Genomic DNA, 20603 nt, shown 5'->3' with positions numbered 1-20603 from the left:
TTTTTTTAACCTAATTAGAAAATTCTAAAATGCCCTAAAAAATAATACATTCAAAATTTCTTGTTACTGAAATTAATAATTTAATAATTAAAAGCTATTTGTAGCTCTGATTATTAAAAGTAATACGTTTGGTGTTTTGTTTTATTCTCAGTGCTTTTAAAAAAAGTGTAAATTTTTTTAAGGGTTTTATTTGTATTGGGAGTAATAGTATATGAAAACAAGAAAATAACTGTTGAATTGTGAAAAATATAATAGAGAAGTTTATAGCAAATTCTATTACCGAAGACGAACTTAAGTTACTTTATAAATGGTTAGAGAAATCGGAAAACCAGCATAAGTTTGAACAATACATTGTGGACTATCATGACTTAAATTTAGCAACTTTAAAAAACGATGTTGATGCTGCTTACGGAAAAGTGAATTCTGCTATACATATTAATAAAAGGAAACCTGTTAAGGTGATTCCTTTTTATAAAAGAAAATTTGTTAAATACGCAGCTGCAGTTTTGGTAATACTTACAACTAGTTTTTTCTTTTTAACAAAAGATACTTTTGAGGAGAATACCGGAGTATCTATAAGTCCAGGAACAAATCAGGCTACATTAACTCTAGCTGACGGTTCTCAAGTCATTTTAGATAGTTTATCCAACTTTCAAAATAATAGTATTTCGGGTTCTGGTAAAGAAATTAGGTATAAAATTCGGATGGGAATACGAAGGATATTGAATATAATTATTTGACAATACCAAGAGGAGGCCAGTACCACTTAGTGCTTTCAGATAATACTGAGGTTTGGTTGAATTCGGAATCTCAACTTAAATATCCTGTAAATTTTATTGAAGGTAAAGTAAGGGAAGTGGAATTGGTGTATGGTGAGGCATATTTTGAAGTATCTCCTAGTGTGAAAAATGGAGGAGCTAAGTTTAAAGTTAGAGTTAAGTTACAAGTAATAGAAGTATTCGGTACTGAGTTTAATGTTAAATCGTATAAAGATGAAAGTAAGACTTACACAACCTTGGTTCACGGTAAGGTAGCTATTAACTTAGATACCAAATCTTATCCTTTGTTGCCTAATTATCAAGCTGTATTAAGTAATGAGGATAATTTGATAAATTTTGAAAGAGTTGATGTTTATAGTGAAACGTCCTGGAAGGATGGTGTTTTTTCTTTTAGAAATAAATCATTGATGGAGGTTATGAAAGTGCTTTCAAGATGGTATGATATTGATGTAATCTTTGAAAATCAAGATTTAAAAAGGAAAAAGTTTAAAGGTGTTTTAGGGAAGAACCAAAATATAGAAGAAATTTTATTAATCCTTAAGAGTTCAGGCTCACTTAAATCCTATGAAATAAATGAAGAAGTTATAATACTAAAATAAAAAAAGGGAACAAATATAAGACCGGCCAAAGTTTAATTATTGTTCCCAATTATGTGATTATCGATTAATAGAAACTATTACTAACCAACAATGTTCAAATTTATGGAAATTAAATTAACCACTACACTTTTTCTTTTCAGGAAAAAATTATTACTAAACATTATGAAAACTTTTGTGTTTTTATGCTGTTTTACAGCATTTAGTTTAACACCAGGAAACATTTTATCTCAAAATGCAAAAATTGTTATTGATGTTGACAAAACCTTAACAGTTGATCAGGTTTTTGATTTAATAATGTCTCAGACCGATTACAAATTTATCTATGAGGAAGGCATTTTTGAAAACCTTCCAATGGTAAATGTGAAAAAAGGAGTAACTAAAGCAAATGACTTATTAGTAAATAGTATTAAAGGGGGGAATTTTGATGTTAGATTATCCTCAAACAACACTATTATAATACAGTATAAAACGTCAAGTGATACTCCTCAACAAATATTAAAAGGCAAAGTAACTGATCATTTAGGTATGCCTCTTGCTGGTGTTACTATACTAGTTAATATAAATGAAAGAGGTGCAACTACTGATATAGATGGCAATTATAATATTAAGGTTAAGATAGGAGACAAAATTAGTTTTAATTATGTTGGTTTTGCAAGCCAAGAATTTGTTTATTCTAATCAAAGCATTCTGAATGTTGAGTTAAAGGAGGAAATATCAAAATTGGAGGAGGTTGTTTTGGTTTCAAGTGGATATCAAAAAATTTCAAAAGAAAGAGCTACCGGAGCTTATGAGTCTATTACCAAAAATCAATTGGAAAAGCCATCTTCAAATATTTCAGAACGTATCGTTGGAATGGTTGCAGGGCTTCAAAGTACACCTAACGCAGATGGAACAATAGATTTCGAAATTAGAGGAAGAACTAGTCTATTTGCGGATCAGCAACCATTAATAGTTTTAGATGGATTTCCTATTGAAGGAAATTTTAATACTATCAATCCAAATGATGTGGAAAGTATTACCGTTTTAAAGGATGCTGCTGCTGCTTCCATTTGGGGAGCAAAATCTGCAAATGGTGTTATTGTTATTACAACTAAAAGAGCTAAAGAAGGAAAAATGTCTGTTTCTATCTCATCATTTACCAAATTTTCAGATAAGTTGGATTTGGATTATGTGGTTTCTAGAGCTTCAGCAAATGAAGTGCTTGAATATGAACAAAAAGCTTTTGATACAGATTTTTTTGGTGGATTAATTGCAAGCCCTCCGGGTAATTCAAGCAACTACTTAAATCCTTATTCTCAAGCCATAGTAGCAATGAATGAAGCTCGTTTAGAGATGATTTCTGCTGGAGAAAGAGATAATACACTTAATAGATTAATTGGTCTAGATAATAAAGGTCAAATAGAGGATAATTTATTACAAGCTCCAATTACTACACAATATAATATTAGTATTTCTGGAGGTAGCGAAAAAATGAAGAATAATTTATCATTACTTTTTGAGGATAACAAAAGTTTCTTCCAAGGAGATGAGGTGAAGAAATATTTGGTGAACTATAACTCGAATGTTAAACTGGCTAAAAAACTAGACTTTAATTTTGCGGCTATGATGCAATATAACGATGCTACTAATAATTCTGGCGGAGATATGTTGAATACAATAAAATCCTTAGCCCCTTGGGATATGTTAGTGAATGATGATGGAACTCTGGCCGACATGTCCTATTTAAAATATTATAGACCAAATTTAGACCGGCATGTACCAGTTGATTTATTTCCATACTCAGATTGGTCATATAACCCTATTTCTGAAATTGAAAATAGGGATTTAAATTCTGAGGAATTAAATGTACGTATTCAAACAGGGTTAACATTCGAAATTATGAAAGGGTTGAGTGTTGATTCAAAAATTCAGTATGAAATGTTCAACACAAATAACAGAAACTACTTCAATGAAAATACCTTTGATGTACGTCAATTTGTTAATGAAACTTCAGGGCCTGAATGGAACTCTGGAGGAGTACCAACTCAACTCGTCCCTTCCGGAGGTATTTTAGAACAAAATTCAATTAAAACAATAGCTTATAATTTTAGAAACCAATTAAATTTCAATCGTACATTTAATGATATACATGCTGTTGATTTTGTAGCAGGTTCTGAAATATCGGATCGTGTTATTGAATATACTGGTTCTCCTAATGCTTTTGGTTATAATGATGACACACTCGCTAATAATGAATTGTTAGGAGATGTATATACTTCTTACTTGTGGAATTCATTCCCGGCAAGTTATGCCCAATATTTTTATCGATTTAATTTAAGTCCTGAATATGAGTTTAGTGAAACTACTAGTCGATTTTTTTCTTTGTATGGGAATTTGGCCTATACCTTTAATGATAAGTACTCTGTAACTGGTAGTTATAGAACAGATGCTTCGAATATAATTTCAGATGATCCAAGTTTTCGTTATAATCCTTTTTGGTCTGTTGGTTTAGGGTGGCAAATTGGGAAAGAAAAATTTATGAGTAATTTGAATTGGATGGATAGGTTGGGATTAAGAATCACTTATGGTAAGAATGGAAATATAGATAGGTCTACTTCTTTTAATCCATTAATTAATTTGTCATCTACTCTAGACCAAGTAACTGGACAAAATACTGCTACTATTGGTAGTTTTGGAAATCCCACTTTAAGATGGGAAAAAACGGAAACTTTCAATTTAGGTGTTGATTTTTCAATATTTCAAGGAAAACTAACTGGAACTGTAGATGTTTATGATAAAAAAGGTTATGATTTGATTGTAGATCAATCTATCTCAGCCGTAAATGGTACAACATCTCAAAAATTTAACAATGGAGAAATGTTAAATAAAGGTGTAGAAGTACAATTGGGAACAACATTACCAATTTATAAAAATAATATAGTTTGGTCTGGAGCGATAAATTTTGCTCATAATAATAATGAAATCACCAATTTTTTTAAGTCGAACTATCAGTCTTATGATTTATATAGTGGTCCTACAACATCTTATGTTGAAGGGTATGATGCCAATACCCTTTGGTCATATGTTTATGGGGGTATGATTAATGTAGGGTCTACAGAAAATCCCGTTATGCAGCCGTCTGTATATGGTGAAAATGGCGAAAAGATAACAATTCTAAGTTATCCTTCAGGGAATGCTATTAACTATATGGAAAATCAAGGAACTCTTGTGGCTCCAACAACTTTTGGAATGAGAAACGCTTTTAAAATATATAATTTTGATTTTTCTTTTATAATAACCGCAAAATTTGGACATGTATTTAGAAGGCAAAGTTTTAATTATAGCCCAGTTACTTCGGGTAATACTATGGTTAATTCTCAATATTCAGAAGTAGCAAATGGAAATCCAAATGAAATATTACCAATACCAGATAATCAGCCTCGTTATTATTTCTACGATCGTTTTTATCCATATTTATCATATTTGACAGAAGATGCATCCCATATTAGATTTCAGGAGGTTAATTTAACGTATACACTTCCTTTTGATATTACTAATAAATTAGGTTTAACTGCTATAAATATTTATGGTCAGGCTAATAATTTTGGAGTTGTTCTATTTAATGATTTTGGAGAGGATCCTGAATTTCCAAAAGGGACCATTAGCCCTCAAACATCATTTACATTTGGAATGCAGTTTAATTTTTAAAACTAAAAAACTATGAACTATTTGAAATATATAACACTTTTATTATGCACATGCATATTAACTAGCTGTAATGATTTTTTAGACGAAAGCCCGTCAAAAACAACAGCTATTGTACCTGAAACTTTGGATCAATTAGAGGCTTTACTTGATAATTATAATATGTTTTATCCAGAATCATCAAATGAACTAATTTTTAGTACAGATGATTATGGTTTTGAAACAGACCTATATGATGCAGCGAATTCCACTTATGAAGTTAATGCCTTAGCTTTTGGAGTATGGGATTCTGAATACTTAGCTGAGTTGAATAGCAGGATATATTGGCCAGTTGAATGGCAAAAAGTTTTTACAGCAAATTTAGTTTTGAAAACTATTGAAAGCGTTGAAGGAACATTAGAAGAAAAAAATCAAATTAAAGCAGAATGTCATTTTATACGTGCTTATAGTTATTTTAAATTGGCAACTGTATATTGCTTACCATATACAGAAACTAATAAGTCGGAGTTAGGGTTGCCCTTAAAAAAAACTACAAGTTTCGAAGAAAGTGTATCAAGATCTACCTTACAAGAAACCTATGCTTTTATTGAAGAAGATTTAATGCAAGCTTTGGAGTTAACGCGTTCGTTTTCTAAGATTAATGATTTTAATAATTCCTGGAGAGCTAGTACGGCCGCTGTAAATGGATTTGCAGCTCGTTATTACTTAGCATTAAATGACTATGTTACAGCGCAATCTTTCGCACAAGATGCCTTGAATGAATATGCTCAATTGAGAAACTATAATACCGAGATGAGTTTCTCAACTATTCCTAATGAAGTTACAATTTTTAATCCTAATCCAGAACAGGTAAAAATAGAATATCCCTACACACACGATCAACAGAGTGTAGTGGAAGATAGGCTGGCCTTTGGAGAATTATATTATTTTAGAATGTTAAAAAACGACGGTTGGAAATATTGGCCTTCTCAAGAGTTATTGGATTTATATGATAAAACATACGACCTGAGATATAAATATCATATGGTTGAAAATTATTCATACGACAGAGGAGCAGTAAATCCACCTTATAGTTATCCGGGTTACATCTTTTTCTTTAAAAGTGACCTCCCAAGTGGACCATCAGTACCTGAAATGATATTAATTAAGGCTGAATGCCAAATTAGGCTTGGAAATTTTAACGAAGGTATTCAAACGGTTAACCAGTTACGTGCAGCTAGAATTGATGCCAATGCACCAACAAGTATTATAGAACTTAGTGCGGTTTCACAGGCTGATGCATTGTCAAAAGTTTTAGAAGAACGTCGTAGGGAAATGCCATTTGTTCATAGGTGGTATGATATTAGGAGGTACAACAATAATGAAGACTCATCAGACAATGTAACTGTTACTAGAACATTTTATCCGTATAATTCTAGCACAATTTTAGGTTCAGAAACGCCTCAAATTTACTCTTTAGAAGAAAATTCTAGGCGTTATGCATTTCCGCTTCCAACAGCTGATATAATTGCATCCGAGGGAGTTCTAGAACAGAATCACTACTAGGTAGTTATTTCTCTAATTTGAATATAAAACAAGCCTAACTGACTGATAGTTAGGTTTGTTTATCCTTTCTTTTATTATTAATTCTTAATAAGAGGTGCTCTTTGTATTTCAAAAAGTACGTTTTCAACGCTGATAAGAACAAATTTTCACTTTATAATATAAAAACAAAATCAATGATGAAAAATCTAATTCAAATAATTAGCTTAATAATATTCACCTTACTAGGTTTTGAGACTCTTGAAGCTCAAGAAACCCAAACCAAGCAATTTACTCTTATTGGAGAAATTAAAGGGCTTACAGGTAATTTGTATTTCAGACATCCAGATAAAGAATATACAAGGGAAACGAAGCCAGATTCTATTATTGTTGTAGATGGAAAGTTCAAATTTACAGGTACTATCTCTAAATTAACTTTAATTAGAGCATACCCTTCATTTACAGGTGAAGACAAAAAACTTTATAAAGTTCCAAAAGTTGGTAGAGGTTTTTTTCCGGTTAAATGTGCCTATTTAATGTTTTATGCTTATCCAGGTGCCAACGTTTCAATTTCTGGAGAGGCTACCGATTTTATGAATGCATACCCTAGTGGAGATGAGTTTAATAATGGTTTGGCGGCGGCCAATAAAATTACATTCCCAAATTACAACAAAATGGGAAATCTAGCGGTACAAAACACCTATGAGACTGATTCGTTAAAAATGAAAGCCAATGATGCAAAAGCTGAGGAAATATTTAAAGATAATACCGAAGAAATAATGGCTCATATTAAAGCAAATCCAAAATCATTAGCGGCTGCTTGGTATTTAAATGATTTGCTTTTACGCACTCAAATTGACAATCAAAAAGCAGAAGAATTATTTAACGGAATGTCTACAGAATTATCAGAATTTGAAGATTATAAAAATGTAGCTACTCGAATTGAGGGCATAAGGGGAACAAAAGAAGGTTCACAAGTGCCATCGGTTAAAACCATGGCTACTTTAGATGGTAAAGAATTTGATATCAAATCTTTAAGAGGGAAGTATGTGCTTATAGATTTCTGGGGTATATGGTGCGGACCATGTGTAAAAGAAATGCCAGAGGTAAAAGCATTTCAAGAAAAGTATAAGGACAAGTTAGTAGTACTTGGTATAAACTCTGGAGATTCTAAAGAGAAAATTCAAAAATTTGTTGATGAAAACGGATACGCTTGGAAACAATTGATGAGTGATAAAGCCAATACACCAGATAACTTTGTTAATAGGTTTAATGTACAAGGTTTTCCAACAAAATTTATAATTGATCCTAGAGGAAATATTGTTAAAAGATATGTTGGTAGTGGTGAAGAGGCATTTAAGTTGTTAGAAGATTTATTAGCACAATAAAACTATGAAGATAATAAACTCAAAAATATTAATTGCAACCCTCGTTTTTGGTTTTTTGACATCATGTAAAACAAATCAAAAAATTGAAATTGTTCCGAACGATAGTTTTAAAGTTTCAGGAACACTTAACGGAATAGATGTTCCTTACATGTTTATCGATTATACCGATGATCTAACAGGAGATAGGGTTTGGGATACATTATATATAAAAGAAGGGAGTTTTACCTATGCTTCTAAATTAACCAATACCAAACGCATTGCTATCTGGCCATTACTAGCAAGACCAAAAAAGCCAAGTGAAGGTGTAAAAGGTGGTTATGTGGAATTTTTAGCACGTCCTGGAGATAACATTGTGTTTGAAGGTGATGTAACCGAAACATTTAATGCCATCCCAACCGGTACCGTGTTATGTGATGATATCAATCGTTTTAATGAAAGCATTAAAAAGCATAATGAAGAATCTAAAGAAATAATGGACCAGTTATCATTATTGGAACGTGAAGACCCTAAAATAAAAACATTATACGCTGAAGTATTAAGTATAGGAGACCGTATCGATGAAATTAAAAAGACATTTATTAAAAACAATCCTTCATCTGAAGTGGCGGCATTTTATTTAGATAATATGGTGCAAATAAAAAGTGTAGAGGATGCAGAAGCATTAGCGCTTTTAAATGGCTTTGATGAAACACTAAAGGCTAGCCCATTTTATATAAATGTGTCAACGCGTTTAAAAGGTTCCGAGGCTACAAAAGCTGGTAATCTTGCTCCCGAAGTTATTACCAATAGAACTTTAGATGGGTCAGAATTTGATTTAAAATCATTACGAGGTAAATATGTCATGATAGACTTTTGGGGCATATGGTGTGGCCCATGTATGAAAGAAATGCCAACGGTTAAGGAGTATAGTAAGAAGTATAAAGATAAGTTAGCCGTGGTTGGAATTGATAGTGGAGATACTAAAGAAAAGGTTGTTGATTTCACAACAAAGAACAATTACGATTGGATTCAATTATTATCAAAAAAGGGAATTAATGAAGATAATTTCGTTTCAAAGTTTAACGTAAACGGATTTCCAACAAAGTTTATTATCGATCCTGAAGGCATTATAATTGGAAAATATGTTGGAGGAAGTGAAGAGGCATTTACGCTATTGGACAAACTATTAAACAAATAATATCAAAATAATGAAATTTTTAAAGCTATTTCTAGCATTACTAATCGTAACAGGTTTCATTTTTACAAGTTGTAAATCAGTAGACAAGCCCGACGGTTATATCATTTCAGGAACCGTTAATGGTCTAGATTCTGGATGGGTAAAACTTATTAAGCCAAGAGTATTATTCACCGACTCCATTATTGTTTTAGATAGCACAGAAATTAAAAATGGCAAATTCAGCTTTAAAGGAAAAGTGGATAATGTTGATATGATTCAGGTAAGTTTTTCTCCAAGATTAAATACCTACTTCTTTTAGAAAATAGCGATATAACCATAGAGGCAAATATTGCAAATGCTGAAAAGGGAAGTGGGTACATTAAACCTACAGTTTCAGGTTCAAAAGCTCAAGAACTTTATGAGTTGCAACGTGCTAAAATAGATAGTATCAGTAATCAAGATAAATATGAAGCTTTTAAAAATTACAGAGAAGAAGTAATAGCAGTTAAAAAGTCGAAAGATTCTGTTTTAATGGAGCAAGTAAAAGCAAAAATGAACGCGTTAGAACCATTAGAAAATGAATTACAAGAAGAGCTGAAAAATTATAAAATACAATTTATTAGGGAAAACCCGAGCTCTCCAGTAATGATACCTTTATTAGGAATGTCTTTTAGTGAGATTACAATGACGAGAGATGAAATGAAGGAAGTTTATACTTTATTTGAAGGCGATGCAAAAAAGGCAGGTCGATTTCGATTTATAAAAAAAACGTATGAAGATTATGTTGAAAAATTTGCAATAGGAGCAACTGTTGAAGACTTTACATTAAAAACAGTTGAAGGTGAAAATTTAACCCTGTCTGAAGTAAAAGCCAAATATATTCTGGTAGATTTTTGGGCGAGTTGGTGTGTACCTTGTAGAGCTTCTTTCCCGAGTTTAAAAAAGACATATGATAAATATAAGAAAGATGGATTTGAAATTATAGCCGTAGCTACTGGAGACAAAGATGAAGCTTGGAGAATAGCCATTGAAAAGGACCAAACTGTTTGGAAGCATGTATTTGATGTTACGGAAGAAAATGCTGCTCAAGGAACAGTAGCAATAGCATATGGTGTCCCATTTTTACCCACAACCTATTTGCTGGATAATAATAGAACCATTATAGCACGAAATCCAACCAAGGAAGAGCTTGAAAATAAATTAAAAGAACTTTTTGGATATTAATAAATCAAATAAAATTAATTCACGATGAAAATAAAATTTAATATTATAACGATTCTAGTTGCGATTGTTTTCGCATTTACTAGCTGCAAAAAAGAAGTGCCTTTTGAAGGATATACCATTACGGGAACCGTTAAAGGGTTAGATCCAGCAACTGTAAAATTAATAGAATTCAATTTTACAGACAGAGGCGCAGAACCTAAGATTATAGACAGCACACAAATGACAAATGGTGCTTTTACATTTAAAGGAATTGTTGAGCATCCTGACCGTGTTTTTATTAAAATAGGTGATGAATTTAATAGTGAATTCTTTTTAGAAAACAGTGCCATTACTTTAGAATTTGATACGGCAGACTCAGATCGTGGTCGACTTAAAGCAAAAGTTACAGGTTCATCGTTACAGAAGGTTTATGACTTGCAACAAGCGAAAATAGACAGTGTCATGAACCAGGAGAAGTTTGCGCCTTTGCAAGCTATAAGACCTAAGATGGAAGCTGCTTATAAGTCTGAAGATGAAACTAAAATAGAGGCATTTAAAGAATGGAGAGCTCAATTTGATGATTTGGCAAGTCAGCAACGAAATGAACAAAGATCTTTTATGATTCAGTATGTAAAAGATCATCCAGAATCTCCAGTGGGTCCTTGGGTTTTGGGATTTCAGTTTAGCGAAAGTCGCATGTCTGAAGAAGAAATGAAGGCCATATATCCCATTTTTAAAGGGGATGCCAAACATACAGCCATGTTTAAGTTTTATGAAAAAACCTATAATGATATTTTTAAAAATTTAGGTGTTGGTAGCACTGCACCAGATTTTACTTTAAACGATGTTAACGGTAAAGAAGTTTCTTTGAAAGGCATTGAAGCAAAATATAAGTTAGTCGATTTTTGGGCCTCTTGGTGTGTGCCTTGTAGAGCATCCTTTCCACATTTAAAAGAATTATACAAAAAATATGGAAAAGAAGGATTCGAGATTGTTGGTATTGGAACAGCAGATGCTGAAGATAAGTGGCGAAAAGCTATTGAAGAAGATCAAACACCTTGGATGCATTTAAATGACACAGGTGAAGACCATCAATGGGGTATTGTTGCAAGACAATATGGTGTACCCTTTTTACCAACTACGTTTTTAATGGATGACAATGAAAATATTATTCTTCGAAACCCAAAGAAGGAAGAATTAGACGCCAAGTTAAAAGAACTCTTTGGACATTAATATTTTACTAAAAACAAAACAAAATGAAAAATAATAAATTTTACAGTTTAGTTGTTGCAGTATTTATAACTGTTATCAGCTATGGTCAAGAAAAGCAAAATATTAGTGTGCTTTATGTTGGGTATAGTTCAGAAAAACCAATGCCTGAAAATTTAGAATCAACGGCCGTTACAGGAGGCATGACACCCGAGCGTTTTAAAGCGGAATATGGCAAAAGAATGCCTGCATTTAAAAAGCTTTTAGAAACTTATTTTACAAACGTAAAAACAGTAGATGCCAGAGATTACAAAGAGGCCATGTCGTTAAATTACAATGTCACAATTTTCGACGAAGCTCCTTCGCCCCTCAAAGAGCGTGTTATTCATACGGATTCTGTTACTGGAGAATATTTAAGTATGGAACCTGCTAAGTATGTTAGTGATGATTTTAGTAGCGCATCTATTTTTATAGGCCACACTTCTTCAGTAATTGGAAGTAGTTTGGGTTCTAAACTCGATTGGTATTGCTTGTGTTTAGATAGGCATGCCCACCATATTAAAACAGAACACGAAATTTTTAAAGGACCTTTCAAAACGGAAATCACTTTAAAAAACAGAGAAACACCAGATGGCGTTTTAAAAGCTTTTGATGGTTTTGATGTGCCAAAAGAAATCCCAATGTGGGAAGTAGATAGTGAAGGCTATCTAGATGGAAATGGATTTAGAGTGGGTATGGTGGCCCGAGGTTGGGGGTTTGAGGATTCATCAAATGCCGAAATCATTTCTAGTGGTGTTTGTACCAAACAAAAAACAGCAGTCGCATTAGGTAGACATGGAAATTTCTTTTTATGGGGATTTGCTGGATCACCAGATTATATGACAGAAGAGGCAAAAAAAGTGTTTGCCAACGCTATTGTGTATACCAATAAACATGCTGATGATAAAATGATTGTTAGAAAATACAATGAACGTATTGCTACAAAACAATATATAGATGAGATGCTTTATTATACCACCGAGCCATCTTATTTAGCTTATGTTGAAGCTTATAAAGGTTTTAATGAAAGTACCATGAAGGCTAAAAAAGCAGCAGAAGAAAAACAAGCTGCCGGAGAAGAATTGAATAAGCATGAAAAAATGCTGCTAAACAGTAAACCACAAGTTATTGGTACAAGAGAGGATTATTTAAAAAAGAATATTGGCAGAAATTCTTGGGCTGAAATAACAGGATTAGATACCCTAGCAATTAGAAAATATCTTACCGAAAACAGAGATTACTTTTTTTCAGAACCCAATGGATTTTACGACTTAAAAGTTGATGAGGATATTAAAAGTTTAGGTATTGCAAATACCGATATCAACGTACTTGATAAAGCTATAAGTATGTTAGAAAAAGGTGTTGAAACAGAAAAGGCACACAGAATCTTAATGCGATATACCCTTGAAGATTTTACCACGCCTAAAGCATGGAGAAAATGGTTTAATACGTATAAAAATAATATGTTTTTTACAGAATCTGGTGGGTTTGTTTGGATGGTAAACGATGCAAACGCAAACCCGAAAGTAAGACCAAGAAATGAAGCGGATATTGTTTCAAATAAATCTAATTAATCGAAAACAATTCAATACTATGAACTATAGGTTAATTATCGTTACGTTCTTTTTAATCATTGGAAATGGTTGGGCGCAAAAAACTGCAATTTTGCCAGATTTAATAAAGAAAGTTGAACAAGCATCTGTTCAATTTAGTGAAGCTATACCAAACCATATGGATCCGTTAGCATTACAGGCAGATTTAGTTTGGTCCGATAATAAATCTCAATTGGCCGTAATAATGAAGGCAACGCTTTTGGACGGTTGGCATATTTATGCGTATGTGCCGGAAACACAACCATATATAGCATCCGATTTGAGGTTATCGCTTCCAAACGGGGTGACTAAAATTAAAGATTGGGAGAGCCCCAATAGTACGCCTTATGAAGAAGGGATTTATATATATGAAGGTACTATTGTTTTTGTTCAATATTGTTCTGTGAATAATTTTAAAAAGGGAGATGTTATAAGTAGTGGAATATACTATCAAACCTGCGATTTGCGTAAATGTTTTCCACCAGAAATAAAGACCATCGATTTAGTTCTAAATTAAAATAATTTAAAAATGAAAAAACACACATTAATAGTTTTAGCACTTGTAGTGCTTTGGGCATGCAAACAAGAAGCACCTGCAAATTATGTTATCCTTTCGGGGTCCATAAGCAACACAAATGGCGGTGAATTAAAAATTTCTTCTTTAAATGGTTTTACAAAAACCATTAACGTCATGGATACCGGAAAATTTACAGATACACTTTATATTCCTGAAAATGGTTTGTATGGTATTCGTTTTGAACAAGGTAGGATTGCACCGTATTTAGAAAAAGGCGCTACAATCCATTTTAGTGCAGATGCTAAAAAGTTTTATGAAACATTACAGTTTTCTGGCGATGATACAGCATTAAATAATTATTACGCTTATAAGGCAAATAAGGAATATGATTTTATGATGAATAGAGAGGCTAGTTTTAATGTTGAAGAGGCAGCTTTTGTTGCTAAAATATCAGACTTTCAGAATGATTTGGAAAGTAAATTAAAGGCCTTAAAAGAAATTCCAGAAGAAATTAAAGCAAAGGAACTACGTGCAATAAATTATGGTCGCTTATCAAAGAAAGCAAGTTATGAAAAAATGTATGGGTATTTAAGTAAAAACAGAGAATTTAAGGCTTCAGACAATTTTAATAAAGAATTGAATGAATTGGCTTTGGATAATGGAGAAGATTATTTGTATTCTTCAGATTACCAAGGTATTGTTGGGGGTAGCATTCAAAAAAGAGCCTACGAGTTTTATCAAAAAGATTCATTGCCTTACCCTGAAGCTCAAGCTAAAGCGCTTTTTGAAATTAAAAGTGAAATCATTAAAAATGGAGAGTTGTATAAAAGCATATCCATGAGGCTCCCAATGTCTAAGGATAAAGACAAAGATTTAAAAGAATTCTTAAAAGCATCAACAAATCAAAGTCACATTGCTCGAATCAATGAATTGTTCGAGTCTTTAAAAGTGTTAGATGCCGGACAACCTTCTCCAAAATTTGAGAATTATGAGAATTATGCTGGAGGCACCACATCATTAAACGATTTAAAAGGTAAATATGTATATATAGATGTTTGGGCTACTTGGTGCGGACCTTGTAAATATGAGATTCCTTTTTAAAAGAGGTAGAAGAGAAATATCACGACAAAAATATTCAGTTTGTTAGTATTTCAACAGATAAGCAGAAGGATAAAGCCAAATGGAAAAAAATGATTGCCGATGAAAAGTTAGGAGGCATCCAGTTAATTACTGACAACGATTTCAATACTAAGTTTATTAGCGATTATAAAATTATGGGCATTCCTCAATTTATTCTGTTAGATCCAGAAGGAAACATTGTAAAAGCCAATGCACCTAGACCTTCTGAAAAAGAACTGATAGAATTATTTGATCAATTAAGTATATAATATTACGTTACATATTTCAAAAACTATTGTATAATCGAGGAGTTTACTCAAATTTCTTGTAAATAAACAGACTTAACTGGGGGAGTTAAAGTTTGTTTTCAACAACTGATGGTTTGGCAGGTACTTTTTTAGGTTTTGTTTAAAGAGGTCTATAGCCTAATTATATCAATATACTAAGCTTATAGAAGCTCGAAGTATGTAAATAAAATGGATTTATACTTCCATCAAAAAGTATATAGATTTAAATAAATAATAATTAAATCGGGTTTTATAAAGGAAAAGGAAGAATCCTTTTTTAAAAAAGAAATCCCTCTTTATTTGTCCTATTTTAAATTAAATGAATTAGTCAAGTAAGTAATTATAGTGCGAATTAGAAGGATTTAAAAGGGTTGTTTTTACGAGCAACCCTTCTCAAAAAATCAACGTAAAAAACATGAAAAAACTAATAATATTACTTCTATTAATAATCACAACGATCGGGAATGCACAAATTTTTGAACCAGTAAAATGGTCTACAGAAGTAGTGAAAATATCAAATACTGAATTTGAATTAATTGCTATCGCTAGTATTGATTCTGGCTGGCATTTATATTCTCAAAATGTACCAGAAAACGGACCGATTGCTACAACGTTTTTATTTAATAGTAATCCAAATTATTTGAAAAAGGGAAATACGAATGAAGATCCAGGGCATATTATTAATGATCCAATTTTTAATATGAAAATTAAATTTTTTGAAACGCAAGCAAAATTCAAGCAGCGCATTAAATTAAAAAAACCTAAGCCTTTAATATTAAACGCATCAGTTGAATTTATGGTCTGTGATGATAGTCGGTGTTTACCACCTACAGAGGTTAATTTAGTATTTAATATAAATAATTAAGAAATCATTCCATGAAAAAATTAATAATTGCTTTAGCATTTTTAACTTTAGGTTTTGTAAACGCCCAAATTCTAGATCCCGTAAAATGGAGCACTTCGGTAGAAAAAATATCCGATACCGAATACAACCTAATTTCTACAGCACATATCGACGCAGGTTGGCATTTATATTCGCAAACAGTGCCCGATGGCGGACCCATTCCTACAACTTTTATCTACGATAATTCTGAAGAGAATTTCACGATAAACGGCAATACAAAAGAAGGGGAAGGACATACCGTTCAAGATCCGGTATTCGAAATGGAAATTAAATTTTTTGAAGGCGAAGCGACATTTGTTCAAAATATTAACCTGTCGCAAGCCACGGCAACAATCAACGGTATTGTGGAGTTTATGGTCTGCGATGATACCCGATGTTTACCACCTACCGAAATAGATTTAGAGTTTCAGCTTGGCGATAAAAAAGCCTTAGCTACCGAAACAAAATCTGAGGTTATTCCAGCGGAAACATTAGAGAAAAGTATAGATAAAACCGAGAAATCGGCCACCAGCAAAGGACTTTGGTCTATCTTTTTTATTGCGTTTTTATCGGGCTTTGCAGCCTTGTTAACACCTTGTGTGTTCCCTATGATTCCTATGACGGTGAGCTTTTTTACCAAACAAAGTAAAACTAAAGCCGCAGGTATAAAGAATGCCATTATTTACGGGATAAGCATTATTGTAATTTATGTGTTATTAGGGACAGCAGTCACCGGAATTTTTGGCGCAAGTGCCTTAAATGCTTTGGCAACCAACGTATGGTTTAATGTTATTTTCTTTATTCTACTGGTAGTTTTTGCCTTTTCATTCTTGGGAGCTTTCGAAATTGTTTTGCCAAACTCATGGGCAAATAAAGTCGATTCTCAAGCAGACCGTGGCGGACTTGTTGGGATTTTCTTTATGGCCTTAGCATTGGCTATTGTGTCGTTCTCTTGTACCGGACCTATTGTAGGAACCTTATTAGTAGAATCGGCATCAAAAGGAGGTTCTGCTCCAATTATAGGAATGTTTGGTTTCTCGCTAGCCATAGCGTTACCATTTGCCTTATTTGCTGCTTTTCCAGGATGGTTAAATTCATTACCAAAATCTGGAGGTTGGTTAAACACCGTAAAAGTTGTTTTAGGATTTTTAGAGTTGGCTTTAGCGTTTAAATTTTTAAGTCAGGCCGATTTAGTATTACAACTTCACATATTAGAGCGCGAGGTCTTTATCGCGATTTGGATTGCCATTTTTGGAGCCTTAGCTTTTTATTTATTCGGAAAAATTCAATTGCCACACGATTCGCCATTAACACATATTTCGGTAGGGCGGTTAAGTTTAGGCTTGATCGTATTAAGTTTTACTATTTATATGATTCCAGGCCTTTGGGGAGCACCTTTAAATTTAATTAGTGCTTTTCCGCCGCCATTAGAATACAGCGAATCTCCTTATGGTGTTGGATTCTCCAAGTTAGGGTCAGGCGGTAGTGCAGCGGCTCATGGCGATTTACCAGAAGGCGCCCATTTATTAGCACCACACGATATTATGGCCTTTAACGATTACGATACGGGGTTAGCCTATGCCAAAAAAGTAGGAAAACCGGTGATGTTAGATTTTACAGGTTGGGCCTGTGTAAACTGCCGAAAAATGGAACAAAATGTATGGCCAGATCCAGGTGTTTTAAATATCCTTAAAAACGATGTGGTTTTAATTTCGTTGTATGTAGATGATAAGCGCGAATTAGAACCCGAAGAAGTTACAGAGTCGCAATTAAAACCAGGCAAGCAGTTAAAGTATATCGGACAAAAATGGAGTGAATTACAAACCATAAAATACAAGTCGAACTCCCAACCATTTTACGTGATCATCGATCATAACGAAGACAAGTTGGTAGAGCCTGTAGGCTATCTGCCAGATGTACCAGACTATAAAGCTTGGTTAGAGGAAGGGGTTGAAAATTTTAAATAATTTTTACTAAATCATTCTATTAAGTTTGGATCACCCCAAATCTCCCATAACTTAACTGCGCGTGGATCCTGTGCTATTTTTATAGTGTTCAGGCAGATTAACGTAAAATAGAAATAGCATTGGGCGCTTTCGAAATTACAATTAGTAATTCATTTTAATTATAATCAAAGTAAGTATTAAGTAGCCTATTTCGGATTGTTCTCAGAAGGCATGCCTATCAATTCATAATTAGTGCTTCTTCCTCCTGCAGCTTCTTTTGTAAAATACCTTTTTCTATTAAATCATTAATATCACGAACGGCAGAATCTTTAGAGCACTTTGCTATTTTAGCCCATTTGGAGGATGTTAGTTTCCCATTAAATCCATCCATTAATCTATTTAATAGTTTTCTTTGTCTTTCATTAATTGGAGTTTTTAAATGCTTTTGCCAAAACTCTGCTTTTGCCAAGACTCGTGTCAATACAGAATCTGTAGCTTTTAAAGCGTTAATTAAACAATTTAAAAACCAGATAATCCATGGTGTTATATCCAAATCACCTTTCTGTGTTTCTTCAAGTATCTTGTAATATTGCTTTCTTTCTAATCGTATTTGTGCAGACATACTATAAAATCGCTGGGTACTTTTATCAGATTGTGCCAAAAGCATATCTGTTAATGCTCTGGTTATTCTTCCGTTTCCATCATCAAAAGGATGGATCGTCACAAACCATAGGTGTGCAATTGCTGCCTTTAAAACTAAATCAGTTTTTGAGGTATTAAACCAATCAAGGAATCGTGTCATTTCTTCATCCAATACATCAGAGTCTGGTGCTTGAAAATGAATTTTCTCTTTTCCCATAGCTCCAGATACAACTTGCATTGGCCCCGTGGTATCTTGCCTCCAGTTTGCAACGGTGATTTTATACATACCACTTCTACCTGTAGGAAATAAAGCCGCATGCCAATCAAATAGTCTATCTTTTGTTAGTGGTTCAAAACAATGTTGAGTGGCATCAAGCATCATTTCTACTACAGCATCAATATGTCTATCGGATTCAATTGATCCTACGATTTCCATTCCTAACCGACGAGCAATTGAAGAACGTACTTGGTCTGGATTCAGAATTTCTCCTTCAATCTCTGAAGTTTTTATAACATCTAAAGTCAGCGTTTCAAGCAAAGCCTCATTCCTTAAATCGAAACCTAACGTTTCCATTTTTCCTAAAAGTCTACCTTGAAGATTTCTAGCTTCACTTAACAGACTTATAAATTCATTACTTTCCCATGAAAATTCTGGCCAATTATCTTTTTGGTGTATAAACGCTTTCATTCGATGCAAAATTTGCAACGAAAATAAACTTTATTCGTTGCATATCAAAATTAATCGATGCTAATGTTGCGTCAAATAATGCAAGTATACGATGCAACATTAAACTTACAGTCTTATTTAATGGAAAATTGTAATCAACGGTTCTATTCAAACCCTTCTGTTTTCAATAGTATAATTAATAAATAGCCTATAATAAGAGCTAATGAAATAAAAAATACAGTAACTAGAATTAATAACCAATTTGGGATAATCCTTGCATTTTTTAGTCTTTCCAAAAGTTCTTTGTGTTGCTCTTTTTGTAAGGTTTGAACGTGTTCCTGTTTTTTTAGAAATTCCTTTAAAATCATTATGATTTCGGAACTATCCGCTTTAATTCTAACGTCCTTTAAGGTCTTTGAAGCCTGTTCCACACGCTGTGCTTGGTTCTTGAATTCATGTAACTCTTCAACCAATAATTCTGATATAATTTCTAGTTTTGTCATATCCCTATTCCTGTTTCAATTACCTTTTTAATCGCTTGTTTTAATACTTTCTTTGTCAGGCTCTGCAATAAATTTCCAGATAGCGCCAATTTGCTTCCTTGAATGAGAATGCTATTGTCCTTTTTGTCGAGGATAGACTTATAAGTTTGTGCATTCAAACTTTGTATAAGGCGCCCTCCAGATAAGGATCGATGCACCTCACTAGCTTTTAAATTATGCCCTTTAAACTCAAACCGGAACCCTTGTAATTGATTAGATTTATTAATATACGGAACGACTTTAACCTCTTTTTCCTGCATCAATTTCATATAAGAATCTATAGACTTTGGCTTATGCTTCAAAAGGACTTCAGAATGAATGGTTTTGATTTCTGTTCGAATACTTTTTAATTGAAGAAGCCGTTGCTGGCGAATATCTTTAACGGTTTGTAATCCAAGATCCTTAGCGACTCGCTCTGCAGCAAGTTGGCTACGTTTTCCAATAAAACTATCGTTATAAGCCTTACCATTTAAATCTATACGATTAACATACAAATGAATATGTTTATGTGCTTTATCATGATGCACAAAAGCAATGGCTTGTCGGTCTGCTAATTTCATATCTTCAAGAAATTTAGAGGCTATATGTCCAAGCGCTTTATTGTCTAATGTTTTTCCGTCTTCAACAGTCGGACTCAAAACAAAACTAAAAGTGTTTCGTTGACAATTGTCGTTAAGTGACTGAATGGCTCTAAATTCTTTAGCGATTTCATCTGGATGTTCTCCAGTAATTAAATGACTATATACGGTTTCCGCTCCCTTTTCATGATCGTTTCCATAACCAATAGCTGCCTTAGTACTCGATATAGCAGTGCCTTTACCTATCATGAT

18 protein-coding genes are annotated in these 20603 nt (G+C 33.1%); 15 read left to right on the top strand and 3 right to left on the bottom strand.

From position 1 onward, the window contains the following. Positions 1-239 precede the first annotated feature (239 nt). The 15 genes from A9D35_RS04545 to A9D35_RS04480 all read left to right on the top strand — a co-directional run bounded on the left by A9D35_RS04545 (position 240) and on the right by A9D35_RS04480 (position 17943). On the top strand, positions 240-740 hold the full coding sequence (locus tag A9D35_RS04545; RefSeq protein WP_066219614.1) for a FecR family protein: 501 nt from the start codon (positions 240-242) through the stop codon (positions 738-740). After that, on the top strand, positions 737-1378 hold the full coding sequence (locus tag A9D35_RS04540; RefSeq protein ID WP_066219612.1) for a FecR family protein: 642 nt from the start codon (positions 737-739) through the stop codon (positions 1376-1378). Before A9D35_RS04545 ends, A9D35_RS04540 begins: the two co-directional genes overlap by 4 nt. A gap of 102 nt (positions 1379-1480) precedes the next feature. Next, positions 1481-5065: a SusC/RagA family TonB-linked outer membrane protein gene (locus A9D35_RS04535; protein WP_066219609.1), complete on the top strand. Its 3585-nt coding sequence runs from the start codon at positions 1481-1483 to the stop codon at positions 5063-5065. 12 nt (positions 5066-5077) lie between these two features. After that, a complete protein-coding gene (locus A9D35_RS04530) occupies positions 5078-6607 on the top strand; it encodes a RagB/SusD family nutrient uptake outer membrane protein (RefSeq protein WP_066219607.1) in 1530 nt (509 codons plus the stop codon). 173 nt (positions 6608-6780) lie between these two features. Next, complete coding sequence (locus A9D35_RS04525; RefSeq protein ID WP_083191606.1) at positions 6781-7971, top strand: TlpA disulfide reductase family protein; 1191 nt, start codon at positions 6781-6783, stop codon at positions 7969-7971. A gap of 4 nt (positions 7972-7975) precedes the next feature. Then, a complete protein-coding gene (locus tag A9D35_RS04520; protein WP_066219601.1) occupies positions 7976-9148 on the top strand; it encodes a TlpA family protein disulfide reductase in 1173 nt (390 codons plus the stop codon). A gap of 10 nt (positions 9149-9158) precedes the next feature. After that, the gene (locus tag A9D35_RS04515) at positions 9159-9446 is read left to right on the top strand and encodes a DUF4369 domain-containing protein (RefSeq protein ID WP_066219599.1); all 288 of its coding nucleotides are present in this window, start codon (positions 9159-9161) and stop codon (positions 9444-9446) included. 104 nt (positions 9447-9550) lie between these two features. Continuing rightward, a complete protein-coding gene (locus A9D35_RS04510) occupies positions 9551-10351 on the top strand; it encodes a TlpA family protein disulfide reductase (RefSeq protein ID WP_066219597.1) in 801 nt (266 codons plus the stop codon). 24 nt (positions 10352-10375) lie between these two features. Then, complete coding sequence (locus A9D35_RS04505) at positions 10376-11563, top strand: TlpA disulfide reductase family protein (protein WP_066219593.1); 1188 nt, start codon at positions 10376-10378, stop codon at positions 11561-11563. Positions 11564-11586: 23 nt separating this feature from the next. Beyond that, complete coding sequence (locus A9D35_RS04500) at positions 11587-13152, top strand: hypothetical protein (protein WP_066219589.1); 1566 nt, start codon at positions 11587-11589, stop codon at positions 13150-13152. Between the two features lie 19 nt (positions 13153-13171). Then, positions 13172-13687 carry a protein-disulfide reductase DsbD domain-containing protein gene (locus A9D35_RS04495; protein ID WP_159427038.1) on the top strand — a complete coding sequence of 172 codons (516 nt, stop codon included), beginning with the start codon at positions 13172-13174 and terminating at the stop codon, positions 13685-13687. 12 nt (positions 13688-13699) lie between these two features. Continuing rightward, a complete protein-coding gene (locus tag A9D35_RS19115) occupies positions 13700-14788 on the top strand; it encodes a TlpA family protein disulfide reductase (protein ID WP_235817851.1) in 1089 nt (362 codons plus the stop codon). 32 nt (positions 14789-14820) lie between these two features. Further along, a complete protein-coding gene (locus A9D35_RS19110; RefSeq protein WP_369692198.1) occupies positions 14821-15075 on the top strand; it encodes a TlpA family protein disulfide reductase in 255 nt (84 codons plus the stop codon). Positions 15076-15508: 433 nt separating this feature from the next. Continuing rightward, positions 15509-15958, top strand: a complete 450-nt coding sequence (locus A9D35_RS04485; RefSeq protein WP_066219584.1) for a protein-disulfide reductase DsbD domain-containing protein — start codon at positions 15509-15511, stop codon at positions 15956-15958. Positions 15959-15969: 11 nt separating this feature from the next. Beyond that, on the top strand, positions 15970-17943 hold the full coding sequence (locus tag A9D35_RS04480) for a protein-disulfide reductase DsbD family protein (protein WP_066219581.1): 1974 nt from the start codon (positions 15970-15972) through the stop codon (positions 17941-17943). A gap of 217 nt (positions 17944-18160) precedes the next feature. Here A9D35_RS04480 and A9D35_RS04475 read toward each other — a convergent pair whose 3' ends face one another. From A9D35_RS04475 to A9D35_RS04460, 3 genes are all read right to left on the bottom strand, one after another. Next, positions 18161-19252 carry a Fic family protein gene (locus A9D35_RS04475; protein WP_235817850.1) on the bottom strand — a complete coding sequence of 364 codons (1092 nt, stop codon included), beginning with the start codon at positions 19250-19252 and terminating at the stop codon, positions 18161-18163. Positions 19253-19395: 143 nt separating this feature from the next. Further along, complete coding sequence (locus A9D35_RS04465) at positions 19396-19734, bottom strand: DUF6730 family protein (RefSeq protein ID WP_066219575.1); 339 nt, start codon at positions 19732-19734, stop codon at positions 19396-19398. After that, a complete protein-coding gene (locus A9D35_RS04460; RefSeq protein WP_066219573.1) occupies positions 19731-20600 on the bottom strand; it encodes a relaxase/mobilization nuclease domain-containing protein in 870 nt (289 codons plus the stop codon). Before A9D35_RS04460 ends, A9D35_RS04465 begins: the two co-directional genes overlap by 4 nt. Between the last annotated feature and the right edge of the window lie 3 nt (positions 20601-20603).

It is taken from the genome of Formosa haliotis (assembly GCF_001685485.1).
Classification (GTDB): domain Bacteria; phylum Bacteroidota; class Bacteroidia; order Flavobacteriales; family Flavobacteriaceae; genus Formosa; species Formosa haliotis.
This window is presented reverse-complemented; position numbering and strand designations above follow the sequence as displayed.